Genomic DNA, 13497 nt, shown 5'->3' on the forward strand with positions numbered 1-13497 from the left:
CTAGAGTGAAAGCCGGGGTGGTCGGGCCGACTGGGGAGGCCCGACCACCCCTCACCACGTCCGGGCCACATCGTCGCCCGAACCTCGACGTGGCGCGCGACCGGGAACGCGTCGGTTCGCCCCGCCGCCCAGTACCGTGGAGCCGTGCACCGGATCACCGTCGTCGAGGACGTCGCCCGCGACGGAAGGCCGCTGACCGGCACCCGGGCCCGCGACCTCGTCCGTCTGCTGGCCCTCTCCCCCGCCGGTGACCTCACGACCGCCGCCCTCGTCGACGGCCTGTGGGCCGACGGCCGGCAACCGACCCATCCCGCCAAGGCCGTCCAGGTCGTCGTCTCCCGGATCCGCGCGCAGTGGGGCGCGGACGCCGTCACGACCACGGCGGACGGGTACCGGCTGGCCGAGGACGACGGCGTCGACCTGCGGCGGACGCTCGCGGACGTCGACGCCGCGGAGACCGCCCTCCGGCAGGGCCACCCGGATGCCGCGCTGGACTTCGCCGACCGGGTGCTCGCCATGAGCGCCCACGGTGTGTCACCGGAGACCGCCGACCCCGGGGAGAGCTCGCCCGGCGCCGACGTCGCCGCCGTGATGACCGGCGCGCACCGCCGGGCTGCCCGGATCCGAGCGCTCGCCCTGGCCGATCTGGGCCGCTGGGCCGAGGCGCTGCCGAGCCTGGAGCAGGAGGCCACCGCCGCCCCCGACGACGAGGTGGTGCTCGCCCGGCTGCTGCGCGCCGAGGCGTCGGTCACCGGCACCGCGGCTGCGCTGACCCGGTTCGAGCGGTATCGGCGCCGGCTGCGTGACACCCTCGGCGCCGATCCGGGTCCGGATCTCACGGCGGTGCACGCCGACCTGCTGGCCGGCGGGAGCGCCGGCGCCGCGCCGGCCACCGCCACCGAGCTCGTCGGCCGGAAGGAGGCCATCGACGCCGTCGTGGCGCTCACCCGCAGCAGCCGGGTGACCACGATCGTCGGGCCCGGCGGCCTGGGCAAGACGACGCTCGCCCTCGCCGTCGCCGACCGGCTGACGACCGCCACCGTGATCTACGTCGAGCTGGTCACCGTCACCTCGGCCGACGATCTGGCTGGGTACCTCGCCGGTCAGCTCGGCGGCACCGGCCGGGCGAGCGTGGGCGCCCCGCGAGCGGCCCTGACGCCGCGACAGGTGATCCTCGATCGACTGCGCGACTCGCGCGCCGTGCTCGTCCTGGACAACTGCGAGCAGATCGTCGACGCCGTGGCCGACCTCACCGCCGCGATCGTGGCGACCTGCCGACGGGTGACCGTGCTGGCCACCAGTCGCGCTCCCCTGCGGATCGCCGCCGAGGCCGTGTTCGCCCCCCGCCAGCTCACGCTCGCCGAGTCGGTCGACCTCTTCTCCCGACGGGCCCTGGCCGTCCGGCCGGACGCCGACCTGGACACCGACACCGTGTCCGCGGTCTGCGAGCGGCTCGACGGTCTTCCCCTGGCCATCGAGCTCGCCGCGTCACGCGTCCGGACGCTGACCGTGACGGACATCGCCGCCCGGCTCACCGACCGTTTCGCCCTGCTGCGGGGCCGGGACCGCGACCGACCGGACCGGCACCGCACCCTCGAGGCGGTGATCGAGTGGAGCTGGGACCTGCTCAGCGCCACCGAGCGGAACGCCCTCGCGGCGCTGACCGCCTTCCCGGACGCCTTCACCCCCACCGCCGCGGCCGCCCTGGTGAGCGGCGATCCCGATGCCGGCCCGGGTGCGGACCCGGAGGACGTGCTCGACGCGCTGGTCGACCAGTCGCTCCTGGCGGTGCTCGAGGGTGGCCGGACGGCGCACGTCGCGGTGCTGCCCGTGCCCGGGGTGCGGTATCGCCTGCTCGAGACCGTCCGCGAGTTCGCCGCGCCGCGGCAGACCGATCCCGGGGCCGTGCGGGACCGGTTGATCGCGTGGGCGGCGGACCGGGGCACCGCCGAGCGGAGGGCCCTGCACGGACCGGACCAGCCGGGCGTGCTCGCCCGCGTCGCCGCGGACGCGGAGAATCTCACCCGCGCGCTCCGGCTGGCCGTCGAGGACGGCGACCCGCGGGCCCTGCCCATCGCCGCCGCCGTCGGCATGGGGTTGGGTCTGATGGACGACGAGGCGACCCTGTCGGCCCTGGCCGGCCCCCTGGGTGAGGTGGCGCGCCGGGAGGCGGACCGGATCGTCGCGCACGGAGGGACTGACCACCAGGTCGCCGTCACGGCGGACACGCTCAGCGTGCTCATCCTCTACACCCGTGACGATCCGAGCGGGACGTTCTCCCTCCGTTCCCGGGCCCTGAACGTGCGGTCGCTGCGCACCCTGCTCGATGCGGCACCGGGGACCGACGACGAACCGGACCAGGTGCACGCGATGCGCGCCCTCGCCCGGCGGTTCCCCGAGGTGCTCCACACCGTCACGCGCGGGGATCCGCTCGAGCCGGGGCCCGGCGCGGGCACCACCGAGCGGGTCGTCGTGGCGTTCCTCGGGGCCTTCCTCACCGAGAACCAGGGCCGCGTCGCCGACGCGATCGCGGATCTGACCTCCCTGGTCCCCCTGCTCGGCGACGTCGCGCCCTGGCTGCGCGCCGGGGTGCACCTGCGCATCGGCGAACTGTGCCTCGGTCGTGCCGACGCCGAGGGAGCGCGGCGCTGGGTGGAGCCGGTGCTGCCGTTGATCGGATCCCTCGGGTCAGCGGAGAACCTCGTCCAGGCGCACGCGGTGTGTCTGATGGCGGCGATGGCTCGCGGCGATCTGGACGACGCACGGGCGCACCTCGCCGTCGTCGACCGGGTGCCGCCGCAGCGCGACGGCGGTCCGGCGCCGTTCCGGCTGGTGACAGGCACCGTGACGGCCGAGATCGCGGCGGCCGAGGGCCGGGTGCACGACGCCGAGCGCATCCTGCGGGACCTCGCTGACGACGCGCGGGACCAGCAGGGGTTCTTCGCGAGCATGGACCGCCCGAATGTCTGGTATGGCACGGCGATGGCCCTGCACGTGGCCATCCTCGCGCGGCACCAGCGGCCGCTGACCGGTGACGACGTTGCCGCCGCGCTGAGCGACTGGTTGCTCTCGGTCGTCGGCTGGACGGCCTCGCCGTTCCTCGACCGTCCGCAGTACGGGACCGTGGTGTTCGCCCTCGCGTCGTGGTTGCTCGCCGCCGGCCGGACCCGCAGTGGGGACACGGGGACGGCGAGCAGCCGGGCCGGTGCCCGACTGCTCGCCGTCGCGCTGCGGCTGGACTACAACCGCACGTATCCGTCGATGAGCCTCGATCCCGTCCGGACCCTGGCCCGGGAGGGGGCGGCCGACGTCTTCGACGCGGCCACCGCCGAGCTGGCCGCGCTCGAGGACGACGCCCTGCTCGACCGGTGCCGCGAGATCCTCGCGGAGGTGCTCACGCCGCTACGGGCCGGTGCCGGTCCGGTGGCGGACACCGACGCCGGCCCGGCCGACGACACCGATCAGGTGCGCCGGCGGTAGCCCCAGAGGGCCAGCGGGGCGAAGACGGCCACCACCACGGCGAGGCACACGACCGTCCAGAACACCTCGATGGTCACGCCGCCGCCGTTGCACAGATCCCGGACCGCCGAGACGAGGTGGGAGACGGGATTGACCTGGACGAACGCCCGCAACCAGTCCGGCATGGTGTCCGGTGAGACGAACGCGTTTGAGAGGAACGTGAGCGGGAACAGGATCATCATGCCGATGGCCTGCACGGCACGGGCGCTGCGCGCCACCGTGCCGAGGAAGACAAAGATCCAGGACAGCGCCCACGCGCTGACGATGACGAGGAGGCCGGCGCCGACCACGCCGAGCGCCCCGCCGGAGGGCCGGTAGCCGAGTGCGAACCCGACCGCAAAGGTCAGCACGGTGGCGATGAGGTACCGGATCAGGTCCGCGATCATCGGCCCGGCCAGGGGCGCGATCCGTGACATCGGCAGGGACCGGAAGCGGTCGAAGACGCCCTTCTCCATGTCCTCGCGGATGCCGGTGCCCACGCTCATGCAGGCGCTGATCATGGTCTGCGCCAGGATGCCGGGGATGATCATCGGCAGGTAGGAGCCGATGGAGCCGGCCACGGCCCCGCCGAAGATGAACGTGAACATCACCGTGAAGAGGATCGGCTGGAGGATGACGTCGAACATCTCCTCCGGCTTGCGCAGGATCTTGATCAGCGACCGGTGGGCCATGGTGAACGTCTGCTCCACGGACCGGCGGAGGGACAGCGGAGGTGCGGCCGCGGCGGTCGCGGTCGTTCTGCGGGGGGCGGGGGTGAGGGTCGAGGTGCTCATCGGGCGGGCTCCATCACGGGTGCGGCCTCGTCGCTCGCGGCGGCGGGGGTGGGGTCGGCGGTGAGGGCGAGGAAGACCTCGTCCAGGCTGGGCTTGTGGACGGCGACCTCGGCGACGTCGATGCCGGCGTCGCGCAGCCCGGTGAGGACGTCCACGGTGCGGCCGGTGCTGGCCAGCGGGGCGACGAGCCGGGACGCCTCCGGGGTGAGCGCCGGGGCCACCCCGAGCTGACGCTCGACCAGCAGGGCGGCGTCGGGCAGCCGGCTCGCGTCCGTCAGGCGGAGGGAGAGCGAGGCCGAGCCGACGCTGCTCTTCAGGTCGTCGGGGGTGCCCTCGGCGACCTTCCGGCCGTGGTCGATGACGGCGATCCGGTCGGCGAGCTGGTCCGCCTCGTCGAGGTACTGGGTGGTCAGCAGGATGGTGGAGCCGCCGCGGACGAGGTCGCGGATGGTGTCCCACATCTGGCCGCGCGTGCGGGGGTCCAAGCCGGTGGTGGGCTCGTCGAGGAAGATCAGCGGCGGCTGGGCGATCAGGCTCGCGGCCAGGTCCAGGCGTCGGCGCATGCCGCCGGAGAACTGGCGGAGCGGACGGGTCGCGGCCTCGGTGAGGGCGAACTGCTCGAGCAGCACGTTGGCTCGGGCGGTGGCCGCTCGGCCGGACAGGCCGAGCAGGCGTCCGAAGATGGTGAGGTTCTCGCGGGCGGTCAGTTCCTCGTCGACGGACGCGTACTGCCCGGTGAGGCCGATCAGGCCGCGGACGGCGTGGGGGTCGCGGGCGACGTCATGGCCCAGGATGCGGGCCCGGCCGCCGTCGATCGGCAGCAGCGTGGCGAGCATCCGGATGGTCGTGGTCTTGCCGGCGCCGTTGGGTCCGAGGACGCCGAACACCTGGCCCTGCTCGACCGTCAGGTCGATGCCGTCCACGGCGGTGTTCGCCCCGAACCGCTTGATGAGGCCGCTGGCCTCGACAGCGTTCTCGGTGGTCATGGTGGTTCCCTTCAGTGGGTCGTCGTGGCGATCGCCACGACACCACTCTCGGACCCACCGGTTTCAGTCCGGCCTCACCCCGGTTTCACCGCCGGTTGCGGCGGTTTCACCCGCGACGATCGCCGACGCCGTCAGCCGCCGCGGGGAGGTCAGCCGAAGGAGACGTGGGGCGTCGCGGCGTCGTCCGGGTGGGCGGCCCACCACGCGGCGCAGGCGGCGCGCCAGCCGTCGAGGTCGTCCTCGCGGCCATCGACCAGCACGGTGTCGCCGTCCACCCGGGCGCTGGATTCGCCGCACCGGAAGCCGTCGCCGTCGGGCGCGGCCTCGCTGACGGGCGCGAACAGTTCGCGCAGGTCCGCCAGCAGCAGATCCGGCCGTTGACCGGGGACGGCGGCGATGGTGGTGTGCACGGTGTCCACGCCGGTCAGGACCAGCGCTGACGTGAGGCCGGCGTTGTTGCCTCCGAGGATGTCGGTGTCGAGCCGGTCCCCGATGACCAGCGGTGCGCTGATGTCGAGTTCGGCGGCGGCGGCCTGGAACAGCGGTGCCTCCGGTTTGCCCGCGACCAGCGGATCCACGTCGACCGCCGCGCGGACGGCGGCGACCAGTGTGCCGTTCCCGGGGGCGATGCCCCGGTCGCGCGGGATGGTCGCGTCCGTGTTCGTGGCCACCCAGAGGGCTCCGGCGTTGATCGCGTACGCGGCCTCGGCCAGGTCGACCCAGCCGATGGACGGGTCGAAGCCCTGGATCACGGCCTGCGGGTCGTCCGTGGCGGAGGTGACGGGCGTCAGGCCGACCCGACGGACCTCCGCGGCCAGGTAGTCGCTGCCGGTGATGAGCACGGCGTCCCCGGGCGTGAGCTTCTCGGCCAGCAGCCGCGCTCCGGCCTGGGCCGAGGTGACCACGGTGCGTTCGCTCGCCGGGGCACCCAGGTCGGTCAGGTGCGCGGCGACGTCGGCCGGGGACCGGGAGGCGTTGTTGGTCACGTACCCGACGGCGATGCCCGCCTCGGCGATCCGGTTCAGGGACTCCACGGCATGCGGGATCGCGTTCGGCCCGGCGTAGACGACCCCGTCCAGGTCGCAGAGCAGGCCGTCGAACCGGTCGATCAGCCGACCGCTCCGGTCACCGCTCACGCGGTCGACCCGGCGTCCGGCTCGGCCGCGTCGGCGTCCGACGCGGGAGCCGCGTTGTCGGTATCGACGTCGGCCTGCGGCGCCGCGTCCTCCGACGAGGCGCCGTCCGCCACGGTGCCGGCGTCCGGCTCGGCCGCGTCCGCCTCCGACACCGGTGCCGTGCCGTCCGTGTCGGCGTCGGCCTCGGTACCTGCACCCGGCTCGGCCGCGTCAACCTCCGACCCGGCGACAGCCACGGTGCCGGCATCCGGCTCGGCCGCGTCAGCCTCCGACGCGGGAGCCGCGTCGTCGGTATCAGCGTCGATCTGCGGCGCGGAGTCCTCCGACGAGGCGTCGTCCGCCTCGGTGCCGGCAGCCGGCTCGGCCGCGTCGGCGTCCGACGCGGGAGCCGTGTCGTCGGCGTCGGTGTCCGCGCCTGCGTCCGCTCGCTCGTCGTCCCGCCGGTCGCGGCCTCGTCGATCCTCCGGCTCGTCGTCGTCGCCGAGATCGATGATGTCCGGCTCGGCGAAGTCGCCGACGCCGAGGGCTTGTTCGGCCCGCTCCGACTGCAGGCGCCAGCGCTCGGACTCGCCGGTGCGGCCTGCGGCATCGAGCGCATCCGCGTAGGCCAGGAACAGCCGGGGGCTCCAGGAGAAGGCCCGGTTGATGTCCAGCTGGGGGATCTCGAGCGCGGTCAGGGACTCCTCGGACCGGCCGAGGTCGGCGTGGGCGCCGGAGACGACCATGGCCAGTTCCACTCGGGTCGGCGCGTCGAGGGTGGAGCCGTCGACGCTGGCGGCCAGCTCGATCGCCTTCTGTGGCCGGCCGAGTCCGCGTTCGCAATCGGCCATCAGGGCCAGATACTCGTTCGAGCCGCTGATCCGGCGGAAGGTACGGAACTCCCGTAGGGCCTCGGCGAAGTCGCCGGCCTCGTAGGCGGTGATCCCGACGGCCTCGCGCACGGCTCCGATCCGGCCACCACGGCGGCTCGCCGCGAGGGCGTGCTCGAATGCCAGCGCGGGGTCGATGTCGAGGTACCGGCCGGCCATCACCAGGTGCTTGGCGACCCACTCGGCGTTCTTCGACTCGAGCGTGCGGAGCTGGGCCCGCACGGCCTTGTCGAGCTCGCTGCCCGTGACGTCGTCATCGATGTCGGGCGACTTGGCCCGGTCCGGCCGGTTGGACCGCCGGAGATCGTGATGCGTTGCCTGCTGCTCGCGCTCGACCCGCTCACGGTCGTCGCGACGCGGGCGGTCAGCGCGGTCACGGTCGTCCCGACGCGGCCGATCGCTCCGGTCACGGTCATCGCGACGGGGACGGTCCTCCCACTGCCGACGGGGGCGATCACTACCGGCACGGTCATCCCGACGCGGGCGGTCGGCGCGGTCACGGTCATCGCGACGGGGACGGTCCTCCCACTGCCGACGCGGCCGATCACCACCAGCCTGATCATCCCGCCGCGGCCGATCGCTCCGATCGCGGTCATCCCGACGAGGCCGATCCTCCCACTGCCGACGCGGCCGATCACCACCAGCCTGATCATCCCGCCGCGGCCGATCCTCCCACTGACGACGCGGACGATCCCCACCAGCCTGATCATCCCGACGCGGACGATCCTCCCACTGACGACGCGGCCGGTCACCACCAGCCTGGTCGTCCCGACGAGGCCGATCGCGCCAGGGCCCACCCCGGCCGGCACCGCTGCCGCCGCGGGAGTCGCCCGGGCGCCCCGAGCGTCCCGGTCCGCCGGGTCCGCGCCGGGGACCGCGCCGCTCGTCGCCTGTGCCGTCAGCCATGTGTGTGCTCCATCCTTCGTGCTCGGCGCACCGCGTGGGCGGACCGTTCTCCCCTATGCATGATGTGGCCGGCCGTGCTCCGGGCATGTCCCGAGCGCCGACATCGACACTCGAGTCTAGTCGAGGTCGGTCCGACCACCGAGGAACCGCACGTACCGCTCGAAGGCGTCGGACCACGTGTCCCGCGGGTGCGCATCCTCGACCCGCCACGTGACGGTCGTCGCCAGCGCACCGTCGGAAGCCTCGTCGAGTTCGACCAGCACGGTGGAGGCCTCCAGGACGGGCGCGTCGGGCGACCACTCGAGTTCGACCCAGCGGTCCTGCTGCCAGCCGCGCGCCTGCGCCCAGAGCGCGGTCTCGTTCCGCGGACCGGTCTCCACGAGGGCGTCGCCCTCGAACTCGACGTAGGCCTCCTCACCCCAGGTACTCACCTGACCCAGCGGCCACCACAGGTGGATGCTGTCGGTCAGCGCCCGGAAGGCGGCGTCCACCGGCGCCCCGATCGACGCCGTCAGGACGAGCGGGCCGTGCGGTTCCGACGCGACGTCCGGCTCGGCGGCCGGGGCGTGGGAGAACGGGGAGAAGACGCTCGGTTCCTCCGGCATGCGACCAGCTCCCGTCGGCACTCGTCGATCGGCCTGACCGGTGTCGGTCGGCGTGGTCAGTTCCGGTAGTTCTCCACCTCGGCGGCCGGGCGAACCTGGGCCTCGTCCGGGTTGTCCCCGAACTCGGCCTTGCTGCGCCGCTGCCGGAGCAGGTCCCAGCACTGGTCCAGCTCGGCCTCGACGGACCGCAGGCGCTGCCGGTTCTCGTCCGACTTGTCGGGGTTGTTCCGGAGTTCGTGCTCCTCCGCGATCAGGTCGTTGATGGAGGAATTGATCGACGCGTTGCTGCTCTGCTCGGCCATGCTGCGAATCTAGCACCGGCCACCGACAGCCGCCGTCGGACGCCGTCCGGCGAGGGAATGCCGGCCCCCGCCACGCCGTTGTGCCGGTGGTACCCGTTCACAGGAGAGGAAATCCGATGGCCCAGACTGCCGACATCACCGAGTACACCCCCGCCGCCGGCTCGATCACCATGTTCTCGACGTCGTGGTGCGGCTACTGCCGCCGTCTGAAGTCCCAGCTGAGCGCCGACGGGATCGGCTTCACGGAGGTCAACATCGAGGAGACCCCCGGCACGGCCGACCTCGTCGAGGCGATCAACAACGGCAACCAGACCGTCCCGACCGTCATCTTCCCCGACGGGACCAACGCGACGAACCCCTCCGCCAAGGAGGTCAAGGCCCGTCTCGGCCTCTGACCGACGTGGTGACCCGTGATCGGCCGTCGTGTTCCGAGCCACCAGCGCCCGTACCCGCGTAATCAGACGCACTCCGCCAGCTCCAGGCCGTGCGCTCCGGCGACGCCGGCGTGCGTGACTGCACCGTCATGCACGTTCAGACCACGGGCCAGAGAGCGATCCGAACGCAGAGCGCGCTGCCAGCCCTGATCGGCGATGTGGACCGCATGCGGCAACGTCGCGTTGGTGAGGGCGTAGGTCGACGTATGGGGCACGGCACCGGGCATGTTGGCCACGGCGTAGAGGACCGAACCGTGGACGGGATAGGTCGGTGCGGCGTGGGTCGTGGGGCGCGAGTCCTCGAAGCAGCCGCCCTGGTCGATGGCGATGTCGACCAGCACCGATCCGGCCTTCATCCTGGAGACCAGTGCATTACTAACCAACGTGGGGGCCTTCGCCCCGGGAACGAGCACCGCGCCGACCACGAGGTCCGCCTCGAGGACAGCACCTTCCAATGTGTATGCGTTGGAGGCCAGCGTCTGGACCCCGCCGCCGAACTCACGTGAGGCGGTCCGTAACGCATCGACGTTCTTGTCGAGCAGGGTCACCCGCGCACCCATCCCCACCGCGACACGAACTGCGTTCATGCCCGAGACGCCGGCGCCGATGACGACGACATGTGCCGGGGCGACCCCTGGCACTCCCCCGAGGAGTGCGCCGCGCCCGCCGGCGGCCTTGAGGAGGGTAGCTGCGCCGACCTGGGTGGCCAACCGGCCGGCGACCTCCGACATGGGCGCCAGCAACGGCAGCGCGCCGCCGTCCCTCTGGACGGTCTCGTAGGCGATTGCCGTGACCCTGCGCCCGAGTAGTTCCTGGGTCAGCGGTCTGTCGGCGGCCAGATGCAGGTAGGTGAACAACACCTGACCGGGCCGCATCCGGTCGTACTCCTGGCGCACTGGCTCCTTGACCTTGAGGACCAGCTCACCGGCGGCCCACGTCGTGTCGGCGTCGGGCTCGATCGTCGCACCGGCCGCGACGTACTCAGCGTCCGCGATCGAAGAGCCGACACCGGCACCGGTCTGCACGTGCACCGTGTGGCCGTGACGGCCGAACTCGTGCACACCGGCCGGAGTGATAGCGACCCGGTACTCGTGGTTCTTGACTTCCTTCGGGACAGCGATCCGCATCGCAGGCCCCCTTTCTGTGCGTGGCGCGACTCTTTGCGTACTCGTGAACGGAACGATCAGCTGCGGCTTTGCGGGAACTCCCCGGTGACGAATGCCGCCTTGATGGCGTGGGCGTCACCACCGACGAGCCCCAGCGTTGTCGCCGTGCGTCCGTCGAGCGCCCAGTCACGGCCGCAGAGGACCGCGCTGATGCGGACGAACGCGTCCGTCAGGGGCATGCTCACACCGATCTCCGACGCGATCGAGCTCCAGGTGAGAAGTCCGAAGGGGACGTCCTCGGTGAAATAGCGGTGCTGGATCGAGTCCGGCTCGGGGAAGCCCTGGCGACCGTAGCCGGCGACGATCCGGTCGACGAAGCCGCCCTCGCTGACGCCGTACGACGTCTCGAGGAAGTCCCAGAAGCTCGGCACCGTCACTCCCAGTGCCTGTCCGAGCCCGATGCGCTCCTCGTCGAGTTCGTTGATCAGTTCGCCGATCCGCGGGCTGACGAGGGTGTGCTGCGGAAGGCGAGCAGCTTCCTCGACCGTCTTGAAGTTCAGGATCGCCGGAGGCACGTGGTACACGGGGTTCACGTTCGTGAGCCCGACCGTGAGCGTGTCCCCACCGTCGAGGTACCGGTTGCCGAAGTAGGGCTCCAAGCGTGCGAGCACGTCGCGAGTCTTCGCGTTCGGAATAGCGGAGATCGGTACCGCGTTCTTGATCGCCCCGACGTACACCTCGGCGGGCCCGCGCAGCCGACAGGTGTACAGGCTGGTCGCGGTCTCGGCAATGAGCGCCGGGGCATGCCCGGCCACTTCTGACTTCCTTCTGAGTTCGACAGCGCTGCCGAGCACCCCGGGCTGGAAGACGACGAGCTGATCGGGTGTCACCACAGTGGCGAGAGCCTCGGACAGGAACGGGTGTGCGAAGGCAGGCGCGGCCACGACCACCAGGTCTGCGCCGTCGGTGGCGACCCTGACATCGGTCGTCAGCAGGTGCGGGACGGCAGTACCTTCCACCTCGCCGGTGAGCGTGATGCCACCGTTCTGTTCGATCGCGGCATAGTCACGCTCCCAGCGCGAGAAGATGCGGATCTCGTGTCCCTCCAACGCCATGTGGCCTCCGATCGCCTGGCCGACGTTGCCTGCTCCGATTACTGCGATGCTCCCCACGGAAGCTCCTTTCGATGATGCGGAACGACGAGGCGCCGCCCCTCGGTGAACTGTGCGGTCAGCGGATCGGGACGCCGGGGCCGAGGGGGATTCCCAGGGCGTACCAGAGCACGAACAAGGCGACCCAGACGACAAGGACGACCACGGCGATCGGAATCGTGAAGGACAACTGCGTGCCGATGCCTGCTCCCTTCCGGAACTGCTGGACAAAGCCCAGCGCAAGGACGAAGTACCCGTTGAGCGGAGTGATGCAGTTCGTGACCGAGTCCCCGATCATGAACGCGACCATGGCGGCCTCCGGCCTCATCCCGACGTACATGACCAGCGGCACGATGACGGGGGCGAGGATCGACCACATCGCTGATCCGCTGGTGATCAGCATGTTGAGGATGCAGATGGCGAAGACAATGACCAGGAGCACAATCAGGTGCGGCGCATGGAGATTGCGGAGCAGGTCGGCGCCGTTGACGCTGACCACGGAGCCGATGTTCGTCCAGGTGAAGTACGCCAGGAACTGCGCCACGACGAAGAACAGGACGAGGACGGGAGCCAGCGAACGCACGCCCTCTGCCATGGCCGGCGGGACGTCGCCCAGCCGGGGAATTGTTCCCGTGATCCGGCCGTAGGTGATGCCCAGAAGCGCGAAGATCACCGCGATGAAGATGGCGATGTACTTGACGACGTACGAGTCGAGCAGTCCTCCGTTCTCACCGAGAAAGGGCGATCCAGGTAGCAGCATGAGGACGACCACGACGACGGAGACCGCAAAGACCAAGGCGGAAAGGGTCAGCGCTCGTGACTCGGTTCGCGAGAGAGTGATGGAACGCACCGACGCCACCGTCGTCGCGGTCTCCGTGTTGAAGAGTCGGTCAGAGACCTTGAAGTCCGCTTCCAGCCGCGACGCGGAGAACTCCGGGCGGCGTGCGAGGACAAGGTCGACGAAGACGGCGATGGCGGCGGCGAGGATGACGGATGAGACGGCGGTGAAGAAGTACGTCGCGACCGGGGTGATGGCGTAGTCCGGGTCGACGAGTTGAGCCGCCGCCGTCGAAAGGGACGACCGGATGGCGTCCTGCGGCGTTACCAATGGACTCGCGTTGAAACCGACGGCCGTGGACGCGTACGCCACCATGAGCCCGAGGACGGGGCTGCGGCCCGCCGCTCGAAACGCCAGGGCACCGAGCGGGATCATCACCAGATAGGCCGAATCGCTCATGATGTGCGCGATCATCGAGCTGAACGCGATGGCGAACGTGAGCAGGCGGACGGGGAGGCGGCCGACCGTGATGCGCAGGATCGCGGTAAGCAGGCCGCTGCGTTCGGCAACACTGACGCCTAGCAGCACGACGACGACCATCGCCAGAGGCGGGAACGTCGCATAGTTCGTCAGCGCGCTCTGGATTGCGAACCGCGCGCCCTCGACGGAGAACAGGTTGTTCACCGCGACCGTCTTGCCCGACGAGGGAATGGTCACCGTCACCCCTGCCACGGCGAGGACGGCGCTCACCGCTCCCAGGGCAACGATCAGGAGGACGAACAGCCAGAAGGGGTGCGGAAGCTTGTTGCCGGCACTCTCGATCGCGCTGAGCGCTCGGTAGAAACGGTTGAGCGGAGCTTCTTGGCTCACGCCGTGTGAAGTCGTCATCGTCATCGCCTTGTCTCTCGCACCACGCCGTCGGAACAGGCGCC

General features: G+C 71.3%; 12 protein-coding genes. 2 read left to right on the forward strand and 10 right to left on the reverse strand.

Going from position 1 to position 13497, the window contains the following annotated elements:
* Positions 1–144 precede the first annotated feature (144 nt).
* Positions 145–3480 carry an ATP-binding protein gene (locus tag IEX22_RS04180; RefSeq protein WP_188666671.1) on the forward strand — a complete coding sequence of 1112 codons (3336 nt, stop codon included), beginning with the start codon at positions 145–147 and terminating at the stop codon, positions 3478–3480.
* Here IEX22_RS04180 and IEX22_RS04185 read toward each other — a convergent pair.
* The 7 genes from IEX22_RS04185 to IEX22_RS04215 all read right to left on the reverse strand — a co-directional run bounded on the left by IEX22_RS04185 (position 3462) and on the right by IEX22_RS04215 (position 9096).
* The gene (locus IEX22_RS04185; protein WP_188666673.1) at positions 3462–4292 is read right to left on the reverse strand and encodes an ABC transporter permease; all 831 of its coding nucleotides are present in this window, start codon (positions 4290–4292) and stop codon (positions 3462–3464) included. The two genes, IEX22_RS04180 and IEX22_RS04185, sit on opposite strands and share 19 nt — an antisense overlap.
* Positions 4289–5278, reverse strand: a complete 990-nt coding sequence (locus IEX22_RS04190; RefSeq protein WP_188666680.1) for an ATP-binding cassette domain-containing protein — start codon at positions 5276–5278, stop codon at positions 4289–4291. Before IEX22_RS04190 ends, IEX22_RS04185 begins: the two co-directional genes overlap by 4 nt.
* A gap of 149 nt (positions 5279–5427) precedes the next feature.
* Entirely contained in the window at positions 5428–6414 is a 987-nt protein-coding gene (locus IEX22_RS04195; protein WP_188666686.1) for an HAD-IIA family hydrolase, read from the reverse strand.
* Entirely contained in the window at positions 6411–7505 is a 1095-nt protein-coding gene (locus IEX22_RS04200) for a hypothetical protein (protein ID WP_188666688.1), read from the reverse strand. Before IEX22_RS04200 ends, IEX22_RS04195 begins: the two co-directional genes overlap by 4 nt.
* Complete coding sequence (locus tag IEX22_RS04205; RefSeq protein WP_188666691.1) at positions 7442–8035, reverse strand: hypothetical protein; 594 nt, start codon at positions 8033–8035, stop codon at positions 7442–7444. The genes IEX22_RS04200 and IEX22_RS04205 overlap by 64 nt, the downstream gene beginning before the upstream one ends.
* A 270-nt stretch (positions 8036–8305) precedes the next feature.
* A complete protein-coding gene (locus IEX22_RS04210; RefSeq protein ID WP_188666692.1) occupies positions 8306–8794 on the reverse strand; it encodes an SRPBCC family protein in 489 nt (162 codons plus the stop codon).
* A 56-nt stretch (positions 8795–8850) separates the two neighbouring features.
* Positions 8851–9096: a DUF2630 family protein gene (locus IEX22_RS04215; RefSeq protein ID WP_188666694.1), complete on the reverse strand. Its 246-nt coding sequence runs from the start codon at positions 9094–9096 to the stop codon at positions 8851–8853.
* 116 nt (positions 9097–9212) lie between these two features.
* Between IEX22_RS04215 and IEX22_RS04220 the strand changes: the two genes are divergently transcribed.
* Positions 9213–9491: a mycoredoxin gene (locus IEX22_RS04220; RefSeq protein ID WP_188666696.1), complete on the forward strand. Its 279-nt coding sequence runs from the start codon at positions 9213–9215 to the stop codon at positions 9489–9491.
* A gap of 62 nt (positions 9492–9553) precedes the next feature.
* On the opposite strand, the gene ald is transcribed toward IEX22_RS04220, so the two are convergent.
* The 3 genes from ald to IEX22_RS04235 are packed head-to-tail and all read right to left on the reverse strand — an operon-like array spanning position 9554 to position 13453.
* The gene (gene ald, locus IEX22_RS04225; RefSeq protein ID WP_188666706.1) at positions 9554–10657 is read right to left on the reverse strand and encodes an alanine dehydrogenase; all 1104 of its coding nucleotides are present in this window, start codon (positions 10655–10657) and stop codon (positions 9554–9556) included.
* Between the two features lie 56 nt (positions 10658–10713).
* Entirely contained in the window at positions 10714–11808 is a 1095-nt protein-coding gene (locus IEX22_RS04230) for an NAD/NADP-dependent octopine/nopaline dehydrogenase family protein (protein WP_188666716.1), read from the reverse strand.
* A gap of 58 nt (positions 11809–11866) precedes the next feature.
* A complete protein-coding gene (locus IEX22_RS04235) occupies positions 11867–13453 on the reverse strand; it encodes an AbgT family transporter (protein ID WP_229659769.1) in 1587 nt (528 codons plus the stop codon).
* Positions 13454–13497: the final 44 nt, after the last annotated feature.

Source organism: Tersicoccus solisilvae (assembly GCF_014643255.1).
Lineage (GTDB): Bacteria > Actinomycetota > Actinomycetes > Actinomycetales > Micrococcaceae > Tersicoccus > Tersicoccus solisilvae.